The following is a 25,488-nucleotide window of genomic DNA, read 5'->3' as shown; positions in this document are numbered from 1 at the left end:
GTATCATTAAAAAAAATGTCATTTTTCTCCTTGTGTCGCCTCACTTTCATTCCCGCAGCGGTCCACTGCCGTGACGGCAAAATACTTCCGGGCCATCCACGGACGGATGGGAGCATAGGTGTAGTGCGTGTCCCGCAGGTTTTGTACAAGAATGTTTTCCGGGTTCGTAATGTCCACCGGATAGGTGTCCGAAGCGTAAATTATGTACATCGGTGCATTCTGTCTGTCATTATCCGTGGCAGCTTTCCAGCTGAGCCGGGTATATCCGTCGCCGGTGGAAACTACATTTAGTTCCGACGGTGCGGTAGGAGCCGCGTTGTCGATCCACGGCATGGGCGGTTGCAGTGCCGGATATTGATAGAACTGCTCCCGGAGTATGTCGTATACTTCCTGGGTATTGTCCATCAGGTACTTTACCCGATAATGCGCTTCGCCTGCCAAGTGGTTGGCGCGGATGAAATGTATCTGGCGTTCCACTTCTTCGGAGGTCCAGTTACCCTCGTCGGGATGAAGGAAGTAGATTCCCAGCCCGGGCACGATGTGGCGTCCGTTGCTTTGCTCCTGCCAGTCGAGCGCAAAGGGGTAGAAGCCGTTGCCGCGGAAATACATCATCGGGTAGATCTGGTCTTGAATGCCCTCGCCCAGCCATCCCTGAGGATCCTGGTAGACGGTGAAAAAAGCATTCCAGCCTTTGGAGGAGTATCGTGACGTGTCGCGGTATTTCCCTACCGGACAGGTGCTCACCTTCACCCAGGGCTTCATGGCTTTCACTCCGTTATAGATGTAACGCACAATGTCCGTCAGGTTGTCACGGCGCCATTGTGCCAGCGAACGTCCTTTACCGTAGCGGCGGAAGTCGTAACTGTCCGGGAAGCGGGGCGCGTTTTCGGGATAGCGGAGGTAGTCGAAGTGAACTCCGTCCACGTCGTAGCGGCTGACCACTTCACGTACCAACTTCATCAGATACTCTTTGGTGGCGGGATGTCCGGGGTTGAGGAAATATTCGTTTTTATAAGGCACGCAGATGTCCCGCTGGCGTTTGGTTACCGATTGTTTGCCGAGTGAGGCTACGTGTCTCTTGCCTCCAAGTGGGATGGTCACCATCCAGGCATGACACTCCATACCCCGTTTGTGGCACTCTTCGATGGCGAAGGCCAAAGGGTCGTATCCGGGATCGCCGCCGACCTTGCCGGTCAGTATGGAGTTAAAAGGTTCAATGTCCGAACGGTAGAGTACATCTCCACGGGTACGTGTCTGGAAAAGGACTGTATTAAAGTTGGCTTCTTTCAGGCGGTCGAGGATGTCGATCAGCTCCTCCTTCTGCCGCCGGATGCCTGCGGGAGTGGTTGCTTTGGTGCGTGGCCAGTCCAGTCCGTAGACGGCAGTGATCCAGGCAGCCCGTACCTCGTGTTTCGGGGAGGTCTGCGCATGGAGCGGAAGTAAGGAGAGGAGAAAAAGAAAGAGGAGGGATGTTCCTCTTCCGGCTCTCTTTTTCACTGAGAAAGAGTCGTTATGGCTTTTATAGATGGTATTCATAAATATAATGGTTTTGATGTTCACCACAGAATTCTAAACTGGGGCTGTCAAAACTCACCACAGAGGACACAGAGTAACACAGAGACGATTTTAAGTTGTTGATTATTAGTGAAAACTCTGTGATACTCTGTGCTACTCCGTGGTGAAAGAGTTCCGACACAACTTCCGCAAAGTTAGCAAAACCCTTTGTAAAGTTGTGTAGTTTCCACAGATTATGTTACATTTGCGCTGATTAACAATTCAACACGCCATGATTACATTTACAATTTGCCTGCTGGCATTGGTTGCAGGTTACTTCATTTACGGACGATTGGTGGAGCGTGTCTTTGGCCCCGACGACCGAAAGACCCCGGCACTGACACATGCCGACGGAGTGGATTATATCCCTCTCCCCACCTGGAAGATTTTTATGATTCAATTTCTGAATATAGCCGGTCTCGGCCCCATCTTCGGAGCTATTATGGGCGCAAAGTTCGGTACGGCTTCTTACCTGTGGATTGTGCTGGGAAGCATCTTTGCCGGTGCCACGCACGACTACTTTGCCGGTATGCTTTCACTTCGCAACGGAGGTGAGAGCTTACCCGAAATTGTCGGCCGCTACCTGGGGCTGACCACCAAGCAGGTGATGCGCGGTTTCACCGTCATCCTGATGATCCTGGTAGGTGCCGTCTTTGTGGCAGGTCCGGCCGGACTGCTGGCAAAGCTCACTCCCGACAGCCTCGATACCACCTTCTGGATCATTGTCGTATTCATCTATTATATTCTCGCCACATTGCTGCCGGTCGATAAAATCATCGGAAAGATATATCCCCTGTTTGCCGTAGCTTTGCTGTTTATGGCAGTGGGCATCCTTGTGATGCTCTATGTCCATCATCCGGCGCTCCCCGAGTTGTGGGACGGATTGCAGAATACCCATCCGGATGCAGCCGCATTGCCTATTTTTCCAATCATGTTTGTCAGTATCGCCTGTGGAGCCATCTCCGGATTTCATGCTACACAAAGCCCGTTGATGGCCCGTTGCATGACTTCCGAGCGTCATGGCCGTCCCGTATTCTACGGTGCCATGATTACCGAGGGAATCGTCGCCTTGATCTGGGCCGCTGCCGCCACTTATTTTTATCGTGAGCATGGTATGGAGGAAAACAACGCTTCTGTCATTGTGGATGCCATCACGAAAGGGTGGCTCGGTGCAGTGGGTGGCGTGCTTGCCATTCTGGGGGTGATTGCTGCTCCTATTACGTCGGGCGACACCGCGTTTCGTTCGGCACGTCTGATTGTTGCCGATTTCCTGAAACTGGAACAAAAAAGCATTCGCCGCCGTTTGTATATTTGTGTCCCGATGTTTGTTGCCGCCATCGGGCTGCTGCTTTATAGTTTGCGTGATAAGGACGGATTCGACATGATCTGGCGCTACTTTGCCTGGGCCAACCAGACCTTGTCGGTATTTACCCTCTGGGCCATTACGGTCTATCTGGCGTGTGCCCGTAAGATGTATGGATTGACGCTGGTTCCGGCCCTGTTCATGACAGCTGTCTGCTCCACTTATATTTGCATTGCTCCCGAAGGATTGGGATTGTCACACGCCGTTTCGTATGCGATAGGAGGTATTTGCACGCTGGGGGCGGCCGTTTGGTTTGCTGTTTGGAAAAATAGATTTAACTCGAATCAGGAGTTGAAGAAGTTATTACATAATTAACACTCGTATGAAGAAAGTAAAGAAATCAACCTGGGTTACTGTCGCCCTACTGATCTACGTGTCTGTGACAGCAGCTTATCTGCTGCCTCGCAATAATGAAGTAAGCGATACAGAGAAGTATCTCACCCTGGCTGCTTCGTATGTCATTGTTCTCGTTCTTTGGCTGGTGCTGAGGAAAAAGGAACAGATGCAGCAACGCCGCCGGGAGGAAGAACATATGAACAACCTGAAAAAATAGAAATGTTATGAAGAAATTAATGTGGATGGTATGTCTGCTTGTTGTTTCAGTGACGGCACAGGCACAGTTTGAGAAAGGAAAGTGGATTGTGAATCCCTCGGTGACGGGGCTGGGACTCTCTTACAGCAAGTCCGAGAAAACACAGTTCGGATTGCAGGCGCAAGGCGGAGCCTTTCTGGTGGACAATGTGGCGTTGATGGTTACAGCCGGTGCCAACTGGAGCAAACCTGAGGATAAATACACGCTGGGTGTCGGAGGAAGATATTACTTTGATAAGTGTGGCATTTATTTAGGTGCCGGATTGAAGATGAACCGCTATAACTGGAAGGTGGGAGACACCACCGACTTTGCGCTTGGTGCAGAGGCCGGTTATGCTTTTTTCCTGACACGGACAGTGACCATAGAGCCGGCTGTTTACTATGATTTGAGTTTTAAAGACAGCGATTGGTCGAAGTTCGGACTGAAAGTCGGCTTCGGCTTCTACTTCTGATTTTTCCTTTAAAAGGAACTCACCACAGAGGGCACAGAGTAACACTGGGTGAATTTTAAGTCATTGATTATCCATATTGATAATCTGTGTATTCTGTGGTGAAAAGACTTTTGACAGCCCCTTTGTGGTGAGTTCCCGATAAAATTGATTAGAGAACCCTTACTTGTTTTACAAGTGGTTCAGCTTCTCCTGCAGGAATTGTCCCGTATAACTTGCCGCACAGGCAGCCACCTCTTCCGGTGTCCCGACTGCCACAATATTACCGCCTTTGTCTCCGCCCTCCGGTCCGAGGTCTATCACGTAATCGGCACATTTTATGACATCCATGTTGTGCTCGATGATCACGATGGAGTGTCCGCGACGGATCAGCGCATCAAATGCGTCGAGCAGCTTGCGTATATCGTGGAAGTGCAGTCCGGTGGTCGGTTCGTCGAAGATGAACAAAGTCGGATCCGCTTTCTCCTGACTCAGATAATAAGCCAGTTTCACGCGTTGGTTCTCTCCTCCCGAGAGGGTGGACGATGATTGTCCCAGCTTGATATATCCCAAACCGACATCCTGCAGGGGGATCAGCTTCTTTACGATCTTCTTTTGCCCGTGTTCCGTGAAGAACTCGATGGCTTGGTTGACCGTCATCTCCAGTACGTCATAAATGTTTTTATCTTGGAACTTCACTTCCAGCGTATCGGCTTTGAAGCGTTTGCCGTGGCACGATTCACACTCCAGCACCAAGTCGGCCATGAACTGCATCTCCACTGTGATGGTTCCGTCGCCTTTGCACTCTTCGCAGCGTCCGCCCTCGTTGTTAAAGCTGAAATAGCCTGCCGTATAGCCCATCTGCTTGGCCAGTGGCTGATCTGCCCAGAGCTTACGGATTTCGTCGTATGCTTTGATGTAGGTTACCGGGTTCGAACGGGAGGACTTACCGATGGGGTTCTGATCGACAAACTCCACGTTGCGCAGGTTGCGCAGGTCGCCTCCGATGGATGCAAACTCACCCGGGCGTTCAGTGCATTCGTCCAGTTCACGCTTCAGCGCCCGGTAGAAGATGTCACGTACCAGTGTGCTCTTTCCCGATCCGCTGACCCCTGTTACGACGGTCATCACATTGAGCGGGAAGCGTACGTCTACTCCTTTCAGGTTGTTTTCGCGGGCACCTTTTATCTCGATATAGTTGTTCCACGGGCGGCGGTGTTCCGGTACGGGAATGTTTTCCTCGCCCAGCAGGTATTTCACAGTGTAACTGTTGCTGCCTTTCTGTAAATCTTTCATATCCCCCTGATAGACTACCTGTCCGCCCAGCCGGCCGGCATTCGGGCCGATGTCGATGATGTAGTCCGCTGCACGTATGATCTCTTCGTCATGTTCCACCACCACTACCGTATTGCCCAACTGTTGGAGTTGGCGGAGTACGTGGATCAGGCGGTCCGTATCCCGGCTGTGAAGCCCGATACTGGGTTCGTCGAGGATGTAGAGACTGCCCACCAGACTGCTTCCCAGCGAAGTGGCCAGGTTGATGCGCTGGCTTTCGCCGCCCGAGAGCGAATTACTGAGCCGGTTCAGGGTGAGATACCCCAATCCCACATCGATCAGGAAACGGATGCGGCTGTTGATCTCTGTCAGGATGCGGCGTGCCACGGCTTGGTCGTGTTCGTTCAGTTCAAGCGAATCGAAGAACTTCTGCAATTCGGTGATGGGCAGGTCCACCAGTTCCGAGATGTTTTTTCCACCTACGCGCACGTATCCCGCTTCGGGTTTCAGGCGGGTACCGTGGCATTTCGGACAAAGCGTCTTTCCACGATAGCGTGCCAGCATCACACGATATTGAATCTTGTACTGGTTCTCTTCAAGCATCTTGAAAAAGTCGTTGATGCCGTGGAAATATTGGTTTCCTTCCCACAACACCCGGCGCTGTTCATCGGTCAGCTCGTAGTAAGGGGTGAAAATCGGGAAGTTGAATTTTTCTGCATTGTGAATCAGTTCTTCGCGCCATTCACCCATCTTCTCGCCCCGCCAGCAGACGATGGCTCCGTCGTAGACCGACAACGAACGGTTGGGCACTACCAGATGTTCGTCGATGCCGATCACCTTGCCGAATCCTTCGCATACCGGACAGGCACCGATCGGTGAGTTGAACGAAAACATCTGGTCGTTCGGTTCTTCAAATATGATGCCGTCGGCCTCGAACTTGGTGCTGAAGGTGTGAAGCCGGGTCGATCCGTCCGGTTGATAAAAGCGAAGCATACACATGCCATTGCCTTCGTACATGGCTGTTTCGGCCGAGTCGGTCAGGCGGCTGACGGCATCCTTGGTTGTTGCCACCGTCATTCGGTCGACGAGAAGGTAGACTACGTCGTCTTTGCCGGCAGCGTATTCGTCGATACGCACCATCTCACCGTTCACTTCAAGACGGTTGAAACCTTGTTTCTGGTCGATCTCCAATTGCTGTTCAAGTGTGCGTCCGTCGTGCAGGAAAATCTGCGTCAACACCGTGTAGCGGGTTCCTTCGGGATATGAGAGCATGCAGTTTACAATGTCCTCGATGGAGTGTTTTTTCACTTCTTCACCGCTGACAGGGCTGTAGGTTTTGCCCACACGGGCATAAAGCAGGCGCAGGTACTCGTAGATTTCGGTCGAAGTACCCACCGTGGAGCGCGGGTTGCGGCTGTTTACCTTCTGTTCGATGGCGATGGCAGGCGGAATCCCTTTGATAAAGTCACATTCCGGTTTGCTCATTCGGCCCAGGAACTGGCGGGCATAACTGCTGAGGCTTTCTACATAGCGGCGCTGTCCCTCGGCATAGAGGGTGTCGAAAGCAAGCGATGATTTTCCGGAACCGGAAAGGCCGGTTATCACCACCAGTTTATTGCGGGGAATGTTTACGTCAATATTCTTCAGATTGTTGACTCTGGCCCCCTTTATGGAGATGTATTTACTGTCAGTCATAAGCGTTTTCGTTACTTGGACTGCAAAGATAACGAGTCGGAAACGTTTAACCTAACAGAGAAAGGAACTTTTATCTTAAAAACACCTTGCGAATAGTGAATTGCTCGCTTAGCCGTTGCAAATGAGGAGCAAAATTGTATCTTTGCACCACATTTTTATGAAACCGATTATGAACCTGAGAAAATTGATTCTTCTTTTAGCTCTCTTCCTTGCAACAGGAGTGGGGGCACAAATCCAACAACAAAGCCCTTATCCGAAGAGAGAATTCCGCGGAGCGTGGATACAGGCAGTGAATGGTCAGTTCCGTGGCATACCTACCGAGAAGCTGAAACAGACACTCATTGATCAGCTCAACTCTTTGCAGGGAGCAGGTATCAATGCAATCATATTTCAGGTGCGCCCCGAAGCGGATGCCTTGTATGCTTCGCAATTGGAGCCGTGGAGCCGTTTCCTGACCGGTGTGCAGGGACAGGCGCCTTCGCCTTATTGGGACCCGATGCAGTTTATGATTGACGAATGCCATAAACGGGGAATGGAGTTCCATGCGTGGATTAACCCTTACCGGGTAAAGACATCGCTCAAGAGTGAACTGGCAGCCAATCACCTGTACAATATCCATCCTGAATGGTTTGTCACCTACAATAATCAATTGTATTTTGATCCGGCATTGCCCGAGAGCCGCCGTCACATCTGTATGGTGGTGGCAGACATTGTTTCGCGTTACGATGTGGATGCCATCCATATGGACGACTACTTTTATCCTTATCCGGCAAAGGGCGTCGACTTCCCCGATGATGCGAGCTTTGCCCGTTACGGCGGAGGATTCACCAACCGTGCCGACTGGCGCCGAAGCAACGTGAACATACTGATCCAGAAGATTCATGAAACCATCCGTGGCTTGAAACCCTGGGTGAAGTTCGGTATCAGTCCGTTCGGTATTTACCGTAACGAGAAGAATGATCCGTTGGGTAGTAAAACCAATGGTTTGCAGAATTACGATGACCTGTATGCCGATGTATTGCTCTGGGCGCGTAATGGCTGGGTGGATTATAACATCCCGCAGATATACTGGCAGATAGGTCACCCCGCTGCCGATTATGAAACCCTGGTGAAGTGGTGGGCAAAGAATACGGAGAACCGTCCTTTGTTCATCGGCCAATCCGTAATGAATACGGTTCAGAATGCCGATCCGAAAAATCCGTCCATCAATCAGTTGCCTCGCAAGATGGCTCTGGAAAGAGCTTATCAGACTATCGGCGGAAGTTGCCAATGGCCGGCAAGCGCTGTGGTGGAAAACGCCGGGAAGTATCGGGACGCACTTGTGCAAGAGTATCATAAGTATCCTGCTCTGGTTCCTGTCTTCGATTTTATGGACGATAAGGCTCCGGGCAAGGTGCGTAAAGTGAAAAAAGTGTGGACGGAAGATGGCTATATGCTTTTCTGGACTGCTCCGAAAGCAAAAGACGAGATGGACCGTGCCGTGCAATATGTGGTTTACCGTTTTGATGGAAAAGAGAAAGTGAACATTGATGACGCTTCGCATATCGTTGCCATTACCCGAAACAATTTCTATAAACTTCCCTACGATGACGGAAAGACCAAATACCGTTATGTTGTGACAGCACTCGACCGCTTGCACAATGAATCGAAATCGGTAAGTAAGAAGGTGAAATTATAAAGTAGTTCACCACAGAGTAACACAGAGCTTTTTTTAGACATAAGAACAAAAGAACAGGCTATTCTTTATTTGTTCTTATGTTCTTTTGTCTGAAAACTCTGTGGTTCATCAATGTGTCATCCTGTGGTTCATCAATCCTCTCCTAATATAATATCAGTCCTGCTATTCCGCAGGCAATAATCATCAGAATCGGGTTGGCATTGTACTTTTTCGTTCCGATAAAGGCCACTAAGAAGATGATAATGCTGATTACAAATGTATAAGTATCCCCTGTCGGTGAACCGAAATTCTCCGTATTCATCAAGACCAGTGCTGCCGACGCCAGCAGTCCTACTACGGCAGGTCGGAGTCCGCTGAAAACAGCTTCTACGGCAGGATGTTTTTGGTATTTCAGAAAAAACTTACTGATGGTGAGCATCAGGATAAAAGAGGGGAGCACTACTGCAAACGTGGCGATGACAGATCCCCAGACACTGCCCGTAGCCGTAAAACCCACATAAGTGGCGGCATTGATACCAATAGGTCCGGGAGTGGATTGACTGATGGCTACAATGTCGGTAAACTCCTGAGTACTAACCCAGTCATAGCGTGTCACGACTTCACCCTGAATCATTGAGAGCATGGCATATCCGCCTCCGAAGCCAAATAGTCCGATCTTGAAGAATGTATAAAAGAGTTGCAGGTAGATCATAATGTTTAAATGTCAAAGTGGATGATTAGCGATGTGACTGTTTCCATTTTCCCCAGCAAAAGCCGCCTACGCCTGCCGCGATAATAATCCAGATAGGAGAGAAGCCCAGTAACCAGATAAGCAGGGCAGAAACAACCGGAATCCAGATTGTATACCGGTTGACTTTGGCAGATTTCGCCATACTGAAAGTGGGTGCCGCAATCAGTGCGACCACTGCCGGGCGGATACCCTTGAAGATACGTTCTACGATGGGGTTATCTTTGAAGTTATGGAAAAACATGGCAATGGCCAGTATGATGATAAACGACGGGAGCACCGTTCCAAGGGCAGTTACAAGGCTTCCGCGTATACCGCGCAGTTTATATCCGATAAAGATGGAAATGTTTACCGCCAGGATGCCCGGTGCCGACTGGGATATGGCAAGCAGATCAACGAAGTCATCCTTGGAAATCCAGTTCCGTTTGGTTACGATTTCGTTTTCTATCAGAGGTACCATGGCATAGCCACCTCCGATAGTAAAGGCACCAATCTTGAAAAAGATGCCGAACGCTTCAAGATAAATATTCATTTGATATGTTACTCTTATTCTCTTTTTTCTTACTCTTGTGGGTCTTCTTCCTTATCCTCTTTGCCGCCCTCTTTAGAGTACTTGCTGGGACTCACATTGAAATGTTTCTTAAATACTTCACGGAAATACTTGACGTCACTGAATCCCGTCATCTCGGATATTTCGGTGATGGAGTGTTGTCCGGTCTTTAATAATGTTGCAGCCCGTTTCAGGCGGATCAGTCTGATATAATCTCCGGGAGCCTGATCGGTCAATGCCTTTAGCTTATTATAGAAGCTCGTGCGGCTCATATTCAAAAGGTTGCAGAGTACATCTACATTGAAGGCGGGATTGTCTATGTTTTCTTCGACACTCTTCTTGACCGTAGCAATGAATTTCCAGTCGAGATCTGTTGCACAATTAGGAGAGGCCTCTTCCTCTTCGCTGACTTCAAGGTTGGCATATTTGCTTTTCAGCAGTGCGCGGTTTGTCAGCAAGTTGGCAACGGTTGCTTTCAGAATGCCGATGTTGAACGGCTTGACTATGTATTCGTCTGCTCCTATTTTCAGTCCTTCCAGGATATTCTTCTCATCATTCAGCGCCGTAAGCAGGATGATGGGAATGTGTGACGTTTCAATGTCATTTTTTATGGCGGCGCAAAGTTCGTCTCCCCGCATTTCCGGCATCATGATATCCGAAATGATCAATTCCGGCATATACTCTTTTACGATAGTCAGTGCCTCTTTGCCATTGGAACAAGTTTGGATGGTGTAATTATCCGATAACGTGTGGGTGAGGTAATTACGCAATTCATCATTGTCTTCAACGATCAGTAAACGTTGCAGGTTCTGGTCATGCTGCTTTTTCGCCTTTTCGTAAATATCAGCGGGAGAAACAGGAGGTACTTGCTCCGTGCTGAGTTCGCGTGCGCGGGTAGCCAGATGTGCTTTATGGAAATGCTTGTTATCCTTCGGGAAAGTCACTTTGATAGACGAACCCTGATGTTCTACACTGTTAAGGTTGATTTTTCCTTTGTGCAGATGAACCAGTTTCCATACAAGCATCAGCCCGATGCCGCTTCCGGTCACTTTGGAGTTGATTGCGTTGCTTCCCCGGAAATGTATCTTGAATAGCTTCTTTTGTTCATTGGCAGGGATTCCGATACCAGTATCATTCACCTCAACGCTCCACGTATCGTTCGTTTCGGAAGCGTAAATGTGTACGCTGCCGTTTTCGGGAGTATATTTCAAGGCATTCGAGATGATGTTTTTCAGGATTGAATCCATCTTTTCTTTGTCGATCCATACATTCAGGTAACGGAAATTGCTTTCATAAGTGAAGTTGATGTGTTTCACGGTAGCGTATGGACGGAACGCATTGAAGGTTTCCGTCAGGTAAGTATTCAGTTCATATTCCGAAATATAAAGTTCCGACGAGTATACGTCTGCCCGTTCAAAGTTGATAAGGTTAGTGGTGAGGCGCAACAGTGCATTCACGTTTCGTAAAGCCGTGTTCATGTTGCTGATACCGTCTTTGGTCAATGCTTCCCGTTCGCGTATCTCTTCGAGCGGAGCTTTGATCAGTGTCAGCGGAGTACGGATGTCATGTGCCGTATTGATAAAGAAGTGAATCTTTTCATCCGATATTTTCCTTTGTTTCCGGAGGATGATCATGCGTAGGGCAATGATGGCTATCACCGCCAGTACGACGGCGTAAATCAGCATAGCCCAAAAACTGAGCCAGATGGGTTGGGCAATACTGATTTCCATGGTACGCTCTTCAAGTACGACGCGTTTGTCTTCATTGGATACCGCACGGATGTGGAGGGTGTACTCACCCGGGCTCAAGTTCGTAAAGCGAATGATGTTTTCATTTCCGGGACGGCTCCATTGGTCGTAGAACCCCTCCAGTTTCCACGAGTATAAAATGTTCGACGGATAGTCGTAGTTGATAGACGATACTTTGAGTGAGAATATATTCTGGCTATAGCTCAGTTTCAACTCCTTGGTGTCATCAATATCCATATTTAGCGGAGAACTTTCTTCGCCGGGATAAACAGTCTGGTAGAAAATCTTCAGATCGCTGAGTACCATTTTGGAATAATACTTTCTGGGTATCTTCATCGTTCGGTTAAATTCGATGGCACCGTCGGAACTGCCGAATATAAAGTTTCCGTTTTTACGCAACGTGCCTGCTCCGGCATTGAAATGACTGGCCATCAATCCCTGATCCTTGGTCCAGTTATGGAACAGCTTCTCTGCCGGATAATAACTGGTCAGCCCGTTTTCGGTACTCATGACGATGTCTTCATCCGCATCCGAGAGGATTGCATATATATTGTTGGAAATCAATGCACAGTTATCTTTGTGGTAATGGGTGAAGCTTCTCTTTTCCGGATCGTATATCAATAGCCCCGAACCACTTGTCCCGATATATAAAAGTCCATTCTTTGCTTGGTACAGCGAATAAATATACATAGACTCTACCGGCAGGTCGATGCGTTGATACTTACCGGATTCTTTCTCGAGTAAATAAAGCCCGGTTGCCGTACCTATCCACATTTGTTTGCTGTCTTTTTCGATAATGGAGGTGATGGAGTTGAGTCTTGGGTACAGGCGGAGAGTTCTGTTTTTAAAGTTGATGCGCTTCAAGTTGTAATAACCTCCCGACCATATATCGCCATTGGCTGTTTTCATGATAGAACGGATATATTTGTCCGGCTGGATATTGATTCCATACAGTGAAGACGGAGTAACATACTCCACAGACAGGGTCCGTTTGTTTATCTGGTAAATCCCCGAACTATAGCCGGCAGCCCAGATGATCCCCGGTTCTACCTCACACACAGTAAGGAAGATATGATTCTTATTACGTTCGTCCTTTTCGAAGGAACTCATGAACGAATGCCATGTCCCGTTGGCGGAGTTGTAGTAACTGATTCCATTGTTGGTACCATACCATAAATCTCCGTCACTATCTTCAATGATTGAGTTTACTTGGTCATTGATTAGTGATTGTTTGTTGCCAATGGAATGCTTTATCCAGTTATAGCCCGAATAGCGGTTGTTGCGTACCGTGATGCCGATTGGATAGTTTGCAAGCCAGATGCGCTGTTCGTCATCCACATAAAAGTCGGGGATGTTGTTGCCGTTCATTTCGTTGTGTTGGTTGTAGTCGGCTACGATGTATGGAGTGGTCTGATAAGAGTTTACATTTATCTTATATACTCCTGCACCGTCTGTTGCAACAAGCAGTTCCTTATTGTTCAGTGGCTTTATGCGTGTGATGCTGACGTCTGTCAGGCTCATTCGGGGTTGGGTACTTCGTTTGGTGTTCATGTCATAGACATATATGCCGCGTTCGAAAGTACCGATGAATAATTTGCGTGAAGGGCGGTGGAAATAAAGTTCGTTGATCTGTATCGGGAGATTGTCCAGTTTGTCACACGGAAGCAGATGCAATGCCCGATTTTTTAGTTCGGCGTGATGAATGCCTTGTTCCGTACCGATAAAGAAATGTGTTTCGTCTATTTGTTCGATATCAGTGATATCTTCTTCAATTTCATTTCTGATCTGCAGGGTTTGCTGCGTATGGGTGTTGTATAGATAAAGATATTCATCGTTGCACAGCCAGATGTTGTTATTCTTGTCGATGAAGCTGTAGCTGATGGGAGCGGGGCGGTCTTTGACCACGTCTTCCGGTAGCTTGTAGACAAGTGTGAATTCATCCCGTAACGGGTCGTAACGGAACACCTTTCCTTTCTTTCCTATTTCCCATAAGGTATTTTCGTGGTCCAGATATAGCCAATTCAGGTTAAGCAGTGAATTCAGTTCTTCACCGTTATCCATCAATTTATATCGTTTGAACTCTTTGCCATCATATCTGTCCACTCCTTCATGGGTAAGGAACCACATATATCCCTTTTTATCTTTTTGGATGTAATATACCCTCCGGTTGCTTAACCCATCCTCTACACCGATATATTTGTAGGTTTGTGCAGAGACCATAAGAGGCAATAAGAGCAGAAGAAAAAGAATTTTTTTCATACAAGCTGGAATCCTTTAATGATTATTCTTTCGGGGGGCGAATGATTTTACAAAATTAATAAAAAGAGTGGAGAAGTGCAAACTTTACGAAAGGATTTGTTACGGACGCTGAATGACGAAAAAGGGCGGACCTCACTTTGAGACCCGCCCTTCTTTATTGTTGCATATCCTGTTATTTAGTCTTTTCTTCGATCCACTTACGTGCATTTACGAAAGCTTCAATCCATGGAGTTACCTGATCGCTGTGTACGCGGTCGGCAGGATAATTGGCGTTTTGCCATGGGAAGATGGCACGCTCCAGGTGAGGCATCATTGCCAGATGGCGGCCGTCTGTGCTGGCCAAGGCAGCTATCGAATAATCGGAACCGTTCGGGTTGCCCGGATATTCGTCGTAGGAGTATTTGGCTACTACGTTGTATTGGTCTTCATCGTATGGCAGAGAGAATTTTCCTTCTCCGTGTGCTACCCAGATACCCAGTTTGCTGCCGCTCAGTGAGCCGAACATAACGCTGCGGTTGGTAGGGATAGTGACGCCGATGAAGGTCGATTCGAACTTATGTGATTCATTGTGCAGCATTTTTCCTTTCTTCTCGTGTTCCGGATTTACCAATCCCAGCTCCATCATCAACTGACAACCGTTGCAAATGCCCAATGACAGTGTGTCTTCACGTGCGTAGAACTTATCGAGCGCCTCTTTTGCTCTTGGATTGAACAAGAAACCTCCGGCCCATCCCTTGGCAGAACCCAATACATCTGAGTTAGAGAACCCTCCGCAGTAAACGATCATATTTACATCTTCCAGTGTTTCGCGTCCGCTGATAAGGTCGGTCATGGTGACATCCTTCACGTCGAAACCTGCCAGATAGAGCGAGTATGCCATTTCACGTTCGCCATTCGTACCTTTTTCACGGATGATGGCGGCACGTATACCGCTCGGAGTACGACGTTCCGGAGTGATGCCGTATTGAGACAGTTTGCCTTTGAAGCCCGGCATGAATGCGAATTCAAGCGGTTGCATCTTGTAGTTCTCAAAACGTTTCTTGGCGCATCCGTTCATTGACTGTTTGCGGTCGAGCAGGTAAGAAGAAGAATACCACACATCACGCATATAGTCTATACCGAATTGGTAAGTAGCACCGTCCTTGTTTACCAGAATATGACGTTCGTCCGTCGGTTTACCCAACTTGATGAAGCCTACGCCGGCATCTTCGAGGATTTTCTTCACTTCGTCTTTGTGCTTGTCGCTGATCTGGATAACGATACCCGGGTTTTCGGCAAACAGAATCTTCACGATATCCGTTTCCTTCATCTTGTCAAGTTCGATTTCCAGGCCACCTTCTAGGTTGGCAAAGCACATTTCAAGCAGCGTAGTGATCAGACCACCTGCCGAAATGTCGTGTCCGGCAAGAATCAGTCCTTTGTTCACCAACTCCTGTACTGCCAGGAAAGCGTCGCGGAAGTATTCGGCATCCTGTACACAAGGCACTTCGTCACCTACCTTACCCAATGACTGCGCAAATGCCGAGCCGCCCAGTTTCAGGCTGTCGAAACTGAAGTCGATATGGTAGAGTGTAGTTTTGGCATTGTTGACAAGGACGGGAGAAACCACTTTCTTCACGTCCGAAACCTCACCGCCGGCTGATACGATTACCGTTCCCGGAGAAACTACTTTCTCTCCATTCGGATACTTCTGAGTCATAGACAAAGAATCCTTTCCGGTCGGAACATTGATCTGCAATGCACAGCAGAAATCGCTCAGTGCTTTAACGGCTGTATACAAACGGGCGTCTTCCCCTTCCTGAGAGCGGCAAGGCCACATCCAGTTGGCGGAAAGTGATACGCTGTCCAAACCTTCGGCCAGCGGAGCCCATACCAGATTGGTCAGCGCTTCGGATACGGAAAGGATGGAACCTGCTGCCGGATCGGCCAGTGCGGCCTGCGGAGCATGTCCGATAGAAGTAGCGATACCTTTCTCGCCACGATAGTCGAGTGCAACGACACCACAGTCGCTCAAAGGCAACTGGATTTCTCCCTGGCACTGCTGGCGGGCTACTTTACCCGTAACCGAACGGTCCACCTTATTAGTCAGCCAGTCTTTACAAGCCACGGCTTCCAGCTGCAACACCCGGGTCAGATATTCGTGAAGTTTGGATGTTTCATATTCCGGCATTGTATAGTGACGTTCTACGGTCTTGTCTATCATGTAAGTTTTGGGAGAAGAACCGAACATCTGGTCTACGGCCAGGTCGAACGGACGGACGCCGTCGGCTTGCTGGAAAGCAAAACGATGATCTCCGGTCGTTTCACCTACCACGTACATCGGAGCGCGTTCACGTTCGGCAATTTGGCGTACGTGTTCGATGGCCTCTTCTTTAATAAGGAGTCCCATGCGTTCCTGGCTTTCGTTTGCTATAATTTCTTTGGCCGACAACGTTTTGTCACCGATAGGCAGCTTACTCATGTCAATAAGCCCGCCGCACTCTTCCACCAGTTCGGAGAGGCAGTTTACGTGTCCGGCCGAACCGTGGTCATGGATAGATACTACCGGGTTTTCGTCCTCTTCGCAAAGGGCACGAACCACATTGTTGGCGCGTTTCTGCATTTCCGCATTGGCGCGCTGTACGGCATTCAGTTCGATACCGCTGCTGTAACGGCCTGTATCTACCGACGAAACCGAACCGCCGCCCAATCCGATACGGTAATTGTCACCGCCGATCACTACTACTTTGTTTCCGGCTTCCGGCTGTCCTTTCAGGCAGTCGCGTTGTGTGCCGTAACCTACGCCTCCGGCAAGCATGATTACTTTGTCGTAACCATAAGTTTCATTGTTTTCCGTATGTTCAAAAGTCAGTACCGAACCGCAGATCAATGGTTGGCCGAACTTGTTGCCAAAATCACTCGCTCCGTTGGAAGCTTTGATCAGGATCTGTTCCGGAGTCTGGTATAACCATTTGCGTACCGGCAGGATTTCTTCCCATTCGCGTCCTTCTTCCGTGCGTGGATAAGAAGTCATGTAGACGGCTGTTCCGGCAATCGGCCATGAACCTTTACCTCCGCCCATACGGTCGCGAATCTCTCCTCCTGTGCCTGTCGATGCACCGTTGAAAGGTTCTACTGTGGTGGGGAAGTTATGGGTTTCCGCTTTCAGCGAAATGACGCTTTTGATATCTTTTATCCGGAAGAAATCGGGTTTGGAGTGGTCTGCCGGGGCAAACTGTTCAATTACCGGACCTTCGGCAAAAGCCACGTTGTCTTTGTAAGCTGAGATGATTTTGTTCGGATTCTCCTGAGTAGTCTTTTTAATCATCTGGAAGAGGGACGATTCCTGCTCTACGCCGTCGATGATAAATGTTCCGCCAAAGATTTTGTGACGGCAGTGTTCCGAGTTGATTTGTGCGAATCCGAAAACTTCCGAGTCAGTCAGGCGGCGTCCAAGATCCGATTCTACCTTTTTCAGGTAGTCCATTTCTTCTTTTGACAGGGCGAGACCTTCTTTTTCATTGTAGGCTTCCAGATCGTCGATATAGATAATGGCTTCCGGTTGGCGGTTGGTCGTGAATACGTTTTGGTCGAGACCTTTGTACATGCGTTGCAGCATTGGGTCATAGTCGGCATTTTCATCTTTTACAGGGAAATACTCCTCGATACGGCTGATACCTTCGAGTCCCATGTTCTGGGTGATTTCTACTGCGTTGGTACTCCATGGAGTAATCATCTCACGTCGTGGCCCAACAAAGCAGCCTTGCAGGTTTTCTTCACTTTCCGGCACGGCTTCACCAAAAAGCCAGCAGAGTTTGTTGTTGTCGTTCGCGTTAAGTTCGTGGTTGCTCTCTACGGCAATCACGCTCTTGGAAGGGGTTCTGAAAAAAAGAATCATGTGTGTATATACGATTTTGTTTTCTTTGCGTGCAAAGATAAGCAAATTCGTTGGTGGTGAGAAAGAAATGCAATAAAAAAACTTCAGCCTGCCGTGGAATGAGACAACGGGCAGGCTGAAGGCAAAAACTAATCTGATTTGTGATTCTGAAAGTTGCCGGCTTGAGGGCGAATTCTGCCAACAACTTTCGCGCAATCCTTAGAAAACCGATACTAATTTTTACTATTGAGATGAAGGATTAGTGTTTTTGGGGATCGATGTAGGGAATACGCATGTCGGGGTGATTATACCATTGAAGTTCTTGTGTGGCATTTTCCAACTCATATCCTCCGCTCTCCAACCAATTCTTAAAGAGTGGATAAACTTTCAGCAATTGATCTTTCTCTATTGCCCATCCCATTTCAACAGGTGCTTTCAGTGCCCATACAAAACCGTCTTTATTGCAATAATAGTTCTTTCCAGCCTCTTTCCGGTCAGCTTCATAACTTTTATATAATTCAGTCGGCTTGTATCCGACGAAGTGTATCTCACGTCCGTTCTGGGTGTTCTGGAGGAAATAGTCAAAGTCGTATGAGGAAGAGAAACTGTTAAATATATTGTTTGCTGTCTTCTGGTCTAATTGTAATTTGAAGGAGAAAACCAGGGTCGGTGTATCCGCACTGGATGCGATCAATTTACCTGCTTGTGTGTTGTAGAATTGGTTTCCGTCCGGTCCCTTTAGGTTATCAAGTCCTGTCAAGGCGAATATGGGGCTTGAAGCATTTGCGAGAAACTCTACACCAATGCCTTTGGTAGCCGATTCAATGTTAAAATCTGTGATCTGCCCTCTGCTGAATGTAGGTGAATAGATAGGATTTCCCTGCATGTCCGTTGTTTTACCCGGCAACTGAATGCAGAAACGATAAGGCAGACTTCCTCCCATTGCACGTAGCTTCAGGCTGATGGTAATATCCAAATAGTTATTAGACCAACCGCCATTTATTCCCCAAGTCACTTGCGTCTGATAGTTTATCACGAAGTCGTTGAAATCATAGTCTCCCAATTCAGGCCACATGTCTTCAAACATAAGTGTACCATATTTATTTTTAGCGGGCTTATATATGTGTGTTGAATAATCACTTCCTTGTATTGGGGTTGCGCTATCCGGAAACAAGCAGTCGGCTTCCCAACGGTTCGATGCGCTTCGTGTGAGGTTTTTCGACTTGATGCTTATCTTTTGAGTCTCGTATCCCCCGTTGGTTACCGGATATTTGACCCAGATGGCACTATTGGCGCTCGGCACTTCCAAAGAAGTGTTGTTGTCTCCTTCCGGGATCGCAAGGTCTGCTATCTGTTCGGAACATGCTTCGTCCAGATAGATGGAAGCGGAAACGGCATGCGGCGCATTGGTCGCAAGGGTGACGGTGCGTGTTGTAGACCAGTCGAAACCATCCGGTATAACCAGGTCAGTGGTGTTTCCGGTGGGTGGTACCGAAAGGTCTTTGTCGTCGTCTACACAAGATGTCAAAAGACACATTAGTCCTGCTAATGTGTACATTGCGGTTTTCATTCTTTTCATAATTTTATTGTATATTCATGTAAGTTTGCTGTGTGTTCTGTTTGAATCCTGATACAAACTTATTGTATATATTGTCAAATCACGCAAAGAATGTGGCAAAAGTGGTTGAAATGTTCAACTTTTAAGGGTCTGATAGTCTATTCGTGCGAAGAGAATCAATAAAGAAAAACTTCAGCCTGCCACAGTCAAGGGGGGAATGACCGGACAGGCTGAAAAATAAATCAAACAAATACCTATTTGAATAATAGGATTAGGGTATGAAATGTTTGATGGCTTATTTTATTGCTTGAGATGAATCGAGATATTTGAACCAGTTTTCGTTGAAGTCCGGACTGTCCGGTGAGAGATTCGGATTAGTGATCCAGCTTCTGAACTTGCCGTAAACCTCCATGATATCTTTCTTTTCGCGTGGATGTGCAAGCTTAACAGGCACTTTGATACCCCACACGAAATTGTCGGTACTGCAATATTTGATGTCACTGCGCATATTGTTTCCGGCTTCACCGGCGTATGAATCGCTGTAGTAAGCAGTCGGTTCGTAACCTCTCAGGTGAATTTCACGTCCTCCGTTCTTTTCTTTCTGGAGGAAGAAGTTCTGATTTTCTGAGATTGCCGCCGCCCATAATGCCTTTGTTCTTTCTAAGCTGTTGAAACAGTTGATCTTTAATCTGTATTTAATCGTTACCAGGTCATTGGCTGCTATCTGATGGTCAGCTTCGGTATTATAGAATGTTCCGCCGTTATTCTGTTTCCGTAATTGATCGGTGCCGGTGAATATGAAGATAGCAGGAGCGTCTTCTCCGGGATTCTGAAGTTCCATCTTAACAAGGTCGTTCCCGTTTATTTCGATCACCTCGTCGATATATTTGGCAGATGTTTGGTCCAATTGCAGTCCCAGGCGATAAGGCAGATAGCCTCCCATTGCACGGAAAGTGATTTCAAATTCAACTCCGTCTGCATCATAAGAATCTTTGCTTCCGTTGCCGCCGTCAAAGAAGATCGCTTGCGCGTGATACCAGATAACGAAATCGTTGAAATCATAATCTCCCATTTCGGGCCAGTTATCTTCCATCATCAGGGTTGCCGTTTCTCCTTTTGCGGGATACCATTGATATCTGTATGCACCCTCTCCTCCGTTTGTGTCAAATCCACTCACGTTTTCCGGCAGTTTGACCAAGGTCTCTGCACGTGTAGAAGCCGTATTGAGGGGGATGTTCATCATTTCTTTCCCTTTGCTTGTAGCATACTGTACGTATAGTGCCCGGTCTGCCTTGGCTACATCCAGGCGGATGTTTTTGGCAACTTCGGATACAGGCAGTTCTGTCAGTAAACTTGCGTCGGTGCATGATTCGTCGGTATAAATCGCCACTCGTGTTGCCACGGGCGAAGTAATGGAGAGATTGACACTCCTTGTAGTGGTCCAGTCCGCGTCATCCGGTATGACCAGATCTGTCGTTTTTTCCGGTTCTTTGGGTTGTGAGAGGTCTTTGTCATCCTCAACACATGCTGTTAAAGCAAGTGTTGCTCCCAGTAGGGTGTACATCATCCAATGCGTTGTTTTCATTATTTTTGTGATTAGGATTATTTACTTGTTCGTTTGTGACTGCAAATATACAATGAAAAGTTGTATATTGTGTTACTTTATGTCTGATTTTTATATAAAATGTTGATTTACTACGCAAATGTATGGTTGGAATAGTCAACTTTTGGCAGAATAGAGGCTGCGTATATACGAAACAGAGGCTCTATTCACCCGGAATAGAGCCTCTGTCTGTATAAAATAGAGCTTTCGTTTATTCGCTGATAACCTTTCTGTATTCTGCCACTGCCATTTTCTCTGCCAGGTAAGCATTAATCAGGCTGGTATGTGCCTGTGTCCACGAAAGTTGTGCCGAGAGTACGTCGACCATATTTGCTTTTCCTTCGTTGTAGGAGAAGGTGATCAGGTCCAGGTTTTCTTCTGCCAGCTCTTTATTTTCTTTGGCTGTCTTCACCTGCTCTTCCGTTTCCTGCAGCTTGGTCAGTGCGGCAGCCAGTTCCTGGTTGATCTGGTCTACTACGTAGCTTTGCTGCAACTTCTGTATACCCGTGTAGGCTTTCTGTTGCCGGTTGGTCTTGAACCTGGCTCCCCAGCGTAGCACGGGGATATTTACGCTCATGCCTACGATGGGGGTAAACTTCACGTCATATCCCATGTTGGGAGAAGCGGTGGCCCATCCGCCGGTGACGTACATGCTTACTTGCGGATTGTACTGGCTCAGGGCTGCCTTGCGTTGCGCCTCGCTTTTCTGGATGTTGACTTCTGTGCTGGCAAAGTCGGCACGGCGTTGCAGCACATCGTCCAGTGGGAGCAAGGTGACAGGCGGACACACGACACCGATGGAGCAAAGGCTGTCTACGGGAGCGTTGGGTTCTTCTCCCATCAGGATATTGAGTTTCTGTAGAGCCAGTGTATAATTCTGGCGTGCGCTGATGTATTGAAGTTCGGCTTCCTTACGGCGTGTCGAAATCATCAGCAGGTCGGTGCGGCTGATAGCGCCGTCTTTAAAACGGTCTTGGATGATTTCATATTGTTTCTCTACGATTTCCTGATATTGTGCCGAAGCGTCGAGCATGGCACGGGCTGAAGAGGCGTTCCAATAAAAGGCATCACTCTGATAGTGAATCTGGTCGCGTGTCAGCTCTTCGCTCAGCTGATCGAGTTTTTCGTCAGCTTGGGCTATACGGTTCTGGGCTTGCAGGGCACCGCCTGTATAGAGTGGCTGCGACACGACGAATACCCCTTGATAAGTGTGGTTGCGGTATTGTCCGGCCGGTCCGTCCCAGGAGTCCATCTCTTTCAGGTTCAGTGTTCCCTCGGCGGAGATGTCCACTTTGGGCAGGAATCCTGTAAAGGCTATTTTCCGTGCGTCCGTGCTTGCCATTGATTTCAGATGCTGCTGTTTCAGCACCTGGCTGTAAGCTTCCACACGGTCACGATATGCCTCACGGCTCAGATGCGGGGCTTGTGCCTGCACTTGTGTACAAAGTCCCAATGCAAACAGAAGTATAAGTTTATTCTTCATCATATACTTTTAAATTTTAGTTCATTTCTTTATCCCTTAATCCTGTGGATGGCGCAATAAGCTACCGGAAGCACAAACAGTGTCAGTGCCGACGCCACAAGCAGTCCGCCCATGATGGTAGCCGCCATTCCGCCGAACATGGCGTCGAACAGCAACGGAAGCATACCTAAGATCGTTGTACCCGAAGCCATGGCCACCGGTACGATACGGCTGACGGTTGCCTTTATCACGGCTTCGCGCGGATCGAGTCCCGATCGACTTTCGATGTCGATCTGGTCCACCAGTACAATGGCATTTTTGATGTTCATACCGATCAGTCCCAGCAAACCGAGGATGGCGAAGAAGTCGAACGACTTGCCTAACAGCAGCAATCCCAGTACGATACCGATAAATATCAGCGGCAGCATCAGCAAGATTACCGTCGGCTTGCGGTAGGTTTTAAACAGCAGCAGCAGGGTGGTGAACATCAGGAAGAAGGTCAGCGGCAGGTTTTTTGCCAGAGCTTCGTTCGATTCCACCTGGCTTTCCTGTTCGCCGAAGTATTTCAGGGTGTATCCTTCCGGAACCTTGATCTCTTTTTGCACCTGCGACCATATCTGGTTGAAGGCCGCGATGGCATTCACTCCCCTCCGGGGATCGCATTGCGCCATCATCACCATCTGGCGGTTGTAATCCTTCACATTTGAGAAGCGATAGCGGAAGTCGAACTCCGACACTACCTGCTCCAGGCTGGTGGTTTCCGGCCCGTTGCCGAATACCGGTAATGTACGCAGGTCGTTGATGCGGAAGGAATCCGTCACACTGTTGCCTTTCAGCAGAATCGGCAGCACCTGGTCTCCTTCGCGGAATTCACCGAGAGTCATGCCGTTTGTCCCGATCTGGATGCTTTGAGCCATGCCTTGGCGGGAGACTCCCAGGGGTTGTGCCCGTTCCGGGCTGTAGATCGGTTTCCAGATGGGTATTTTATTTCCCCACGAGTTACGTATATTAATAAGGTCAGGGTTCCGGTGCATGATCTCCAGTGCCCGGTTGGTCAGTGCCACCAGCGTGTCCACATTGGGCCCGATGAAACCGATTTCGATGGCTGCATCCACAGCCGGCGACAGTTTGAAGAGGCTCGTACGGGTGATGGCGTTCGGAAAGTTGGCTTTCATGTAACCGTCGAACTGTTCTTCATACTCTTTGGTATACTTGCTGTCGTTCAGTTCCACCAATACATTGGCAAAGTTCGGCTTCGGCCCTACGGAGGTAGACGCCAGGTAGTAACGCAGCGGAGTGCTTCCGAAGGTGATCGATACTTTTTTCACTTCCGGCAGTTTTTGCAGGTGGGCTTCCACTTTCTTCATCTCCCGTGCCACGTCGTTCACCCCATATCCGTCCGGATAAAACACGTCGGCGCGGAAGTAGGGCTTGTCCAGTGACGGGAAGAAGTTTTGCGGCATCATTCCCATCACCACCAGTGAGACGATGAAGAGCACGATCATCGACCCTAACGTCACAATTTTGCGCCGGATCAGGACGCTCAGTATCTTTTCGAATTTGTGGTAGAACGGTTTGTCGTACGGATCTTTGCCTGCATTTTTGGCCTTGGCTTTCAGGATAAAGTTTCCGAATACGGTGGTTTGTGTCAGTGCCAGCACCCAGCTCAATCCCAGTGAGATGGCCAGTACGACGAAAAGCGGCTTCACGATTTCCGCCACGGACGAAGGTGCCAGATAAAGCGGCAGGAACGAGCAGATAGCGATGAACGTGGCTCCCAGCAATCCCCATTGTGGTCCGGTGGCTCCGTCGATCAATGCTTTCCGGCGGTCCACTCCGCGGGCGATGGCTATCTGCGCATTGTCCGTCACCACGATGGCGTTGTCCACCAGCATACCCATGGCGATGATAAATCCCGCCAGTGACGTACGGTTGAGTCCTACACCCATGAAGGACATGATAAGCAGCGTACCTCCGATGGAGAAGACCAGTGAAGAGCCGATCAATACTCCGGCACGCATCCCCATCACCAGCATGATGATGACAATTACGATCAGGATCGACTCAATCAGGTTGATGATAAATCCGTTGTTCGCCTCTTTGGCTATGACGTTTTCAAGATAAAGGCTTTCCAGGTTCAGTCCCACAGGCATCAGTGGGAGGAGTTCGGCCAGTTTCTGGTCTACCATCTCACCCGTCAGCACCACGTCGCGTTGCGGGTCGGTAGATACGCCGATACCGATGGCACGTTTGCCATTGACACGCATGATGGTGCCCGGCGGGTCCATGTATCCTTTTTCTATGACGGCGATGTCACCCAGTTTTACCTGTCCGGCGCGGGTGGTGATTACCTGGTTCCGGATGTCGTCCACCGTGGTATACATACCGTTGGCTACTATGCGCAACTGTTGTTCGCCGGCGCTGATTTCTCCGGTGTTGATAATCTGGTTCTGCGATTGCAGCAGGCTTGCCAGCTGTTTGGGATCGATACCCATGCCTGCCAGCTTGTTCACCGAGACGAATATATTCACCACCTCGGTCTGTGTGCCGAACAGTGCGACTTTCATCACCCCGTCGGCAGTGACCACCTGTGTCTTGATGCGTTCGGCCCAGTCCCTCATTTCTTCGTAGCTGAATCCGTCGTCGGCTGTCAGGCCGTAGTAGATACCGAATACGTCACCGAAGTCGTCCGATACTGTGGGTACCGAAGCTCCGCTTGGCAATTGGGGTTGTATGTTGAGCACTTTGCGCCGCAGTTCGTCCCATTTTTGGGGGATGGAGGAAGCCGGTAGCGAGGGGAGCAGTTCGAACGTGATTTTGGAAATGCCGTACATGGATTCGGACTTGATCTTGTATACTCCGCTCATGCTCTGTATCTCACGGGAGATGGGCTCGGTGATCAGCCGTTCCACTTCGGCGGGCTCGGCACCGGGATAGCGCGTCATGATGACGGCCGATTTGATGACAAAAGGAGCATCTTCCTTCTTGCCCAGGCTGCTGAAAGAGGAGATACCTCCGATCAGCAATACAGCCAGAAAGAAGTAGATGACTTTGGTATTGTCTAATGAATATTTGGCTAAATTCATGATTGTATATGGTTTTGAGTTTGATTCACCACAGAGGACACAGAGAAGATTTTCT

General features: G+C 48.7%; 14 protein-coding genes. 4 read left to right on the top strand and 10 right to left on the bottom strand.

Features of this window, described 5'->3' with window-relative positions; genetic code table 11:
- Nucleotides 1-18: 18 nt before the first annotated feature.
- Nucleotides 19-1,536, bottom strand: a complete 1,518-nt coding sequence (locus tag G7Y45_RS17555) for a glycoside hydrolase family 10 protein (protein ID WP_022011284.1) — start codon at nucleotides 1,534-1,536, stop codon at nucleotides 19-21.
- Nucleotides 1,537-1,786: 250 nt separating this feature from the next.
- On the opposite strand from G7Y45_RS17555, the gene G7Y45_RS17550 reads away from it, so the two are divergent.
- Genes G7Y45_RS17550 through G7Y45_RS17540 form a run of 3 tightly spaced genes read left to right on the top strand, consistent with a single transcriptional unit; the run spans nucleotide 1,787 to nucleotide 3,960 of the window.
- Nucleotides 1,787-3,232, top strand: coding sequence for a carbon starvation protein A (locus G7Y45_RS17550; RefSeq protein ID WP_022011283.1), 1,446 nt, complete (start codon nucleotides 1,787-1,789; stop codon nucleotides 3,230-3,232).
- Between the two features lie 7 nt (nucleotides 3,233-3,239).
- The gene (locus G7Y45_RS17545) at nucleotides 3,240-3,470 is read left to right on the top strand and encodes a hypothetical protein (RefSeq protein WP_005807712.1); all 231 of its coding nucleotides are present in this window, start codon (nucleotides 3,240-3,242) and stop codon (nucleotides 3,468-3,470) included.
- A 7-nt stretch (nucleotides 3,471-3,477) separates the two neighbouring features.
- Nucleotides 3,478-3,960, top strand: a complete 483-nt coding sequence (locus G7Y45_RS17540; protein WP_005807711.1) for an outer membrane beta-barrel protein — start codon at nucleotides 3,478-3,480, stop codon at nucleotides 3,958-3,960.
- A gap of 168 nt (nucleotides 3,961-4,128) precedes the next feature.
- On the opposite strand, the gene uvrA is transcribed toward G7Y45_RS17540, so the two are convergent.
- Nucleotides 4,129-6,906 (bottom strand): excinuclease ABC subunit UvrA, encoded by a 2,778-nt coding sequence (gene uvrA, locus G7Y45_RS17535; RefSeq protein WP_032540178.1) that lies wholly within the window; start codon nucleotides 6,904-6,906, stop codon nucleotides 4,129-4,131.
- Nucleotides 6,907-7,075: 169 nt separating this feature from the next.
- Here uvrA and G7Y45_RS17530 point away from each other — a divergent pair, with 169 nt between their 5' ends.
- The gene (locus G7Y45_RS17530; RefSeq protein WP_005807709.1) at nucleotides 7,076-8,584 is read left to right on the top strand and encodes a glycoside hydrolase family 10 protein; all 1,509 of its coding nucleotides are present in this window, start codon (nucleotides 7,076-7,078) and stop codon (nucleotides 8,582-8,584) included.
- A gap of 142 nt (nucleotides 8,585-8,726) precedes the next feature.
- Here G7Y45_RS17530 and G7Y45_RS17525 read toward each other — a convergent pair whose 3' ends face one another.
- The 8 genes from G7Y45_RS17525 to G7Y45_RS17490 form a co-directional block, all read right to left on the bottom strand.
- Complete coding sequence (locus tag G7Y45_RS17525) at nucleotides 8,727-9,275, bottom strand: chromate transporter (protein ID WP_005780686.1); 549 nt, start codon at nucleotides 9,273-9,275, stop codon at nucleotides 8,727-8,729.
- A 25-nt stretch (nucleotides 9,276-9,300) separates the two neighbouring features.
- On the bottom strand, nucleotides 9,301-9,843 hold the full coding sequence (locus G7Y45_RS17520; protein ID WP_005807708.1) for a chromate transporter: 543 nt from the start codon (nucleotides 9,841-9,843) through the stop codon (nucleotides 9,301-9,303).
- A 29-nt stretch (nucleotides 9,844-9,872) separates the two neighbouring features.
- Nucleotides 9,873-13,868, bottom strand: a complete 3,996-nt coding sequence (locus G7Y45_RS17515; protein WP_022011633.1) for a two-component regulator propeller domain-containing protein — start codon at nucleotides 13,866-13,868, stop codon at nucleotides 9,873-9,875.
- Nucleotides 13,869-14,040: 172 nt separating this feature from the next.
- Nucleotides 14,041-17,745 carry a phosphoribosylformylglycinamidine synthase gene (purL, locus tag G7Y45_RS17510; protein ID WP_165015589.1) on the bottom strand — a complete coding sequence of 1,235 codons (3,705 nt, stop codon included), beginning with the start codon at nucleotides 17,743-17,745 and terminating at the stop codon, nucleotides 14,041-14,043.
- Nucleotides 17,746-17,983: 238 nt separating this feature from the next.
- On the bottom strand, nucleotides 17,984-19,303 hold the full coding sequence (locus G7Y45_RS17505; RefSeq protein ID WP_241158979.1) for an LruC domain-containing protein: 1,320 nt from the start codon (nucleotides 19,301-19,303) through the stop codon (nucleotides 17,984-17,986).
- 274 nt (nucleotides 19,304-19,577) lie between these two features.
- Nucleotides 19,578-20,867: an LruC domain-containing protein gene (locus G7Y45_RS17500; RefSeq protein WP_165015592.1), complete on the bottom strand. Its 1,290-nt coding sequence runs from the start codon at nucleotides 20,865-20,867 to the stop codon at nucleotides 19,578-19,580.
- Between the two features lie 229 nt (nucleotides 20,868-21,096).
- On the bottom strand, nucleotides 21,097-22,371 hold the full coding sequence (locus G7Y45_RS17495; protein WP_032530678.1) for a TolC family protein: 1,275 nt from the start codon (nucleotides 22,369-22,371) through the stop codon (nucleotides 21,097-21,099).
- 26 nt (nucleotides 22,372-22,397) lie between these two features.
- Nucleotides 22,398-25,433, bottom strand: a complete 3,036-nt coding sequence (locus G7Y45_RS17490; RefSeq protein WP_005807696.1) for an efflux RND transporter permease subunit — start codon at nucleotides 25,431-25,433, stop codon at nucleotides 22,398-22,400.
- Nucleotides 25,434-25,488: the final 55 nt, after the last annotated feature.

Source organism: Bacteroides sp. ZJ-18, from assembly GCF_011038705.2.
Taxonomy (GTDB): Bacteria; Bacteroidota; Bacteroidia; order Bacteroidales; family Bacteroidaceae; genus Bacteroides; species Bacteroides hominis.
The sequence above is the reverse complement of the archived record's forward strand: the minus strand, read 5'-3'. Positions and strand labels throughout refer to the sequence as shown.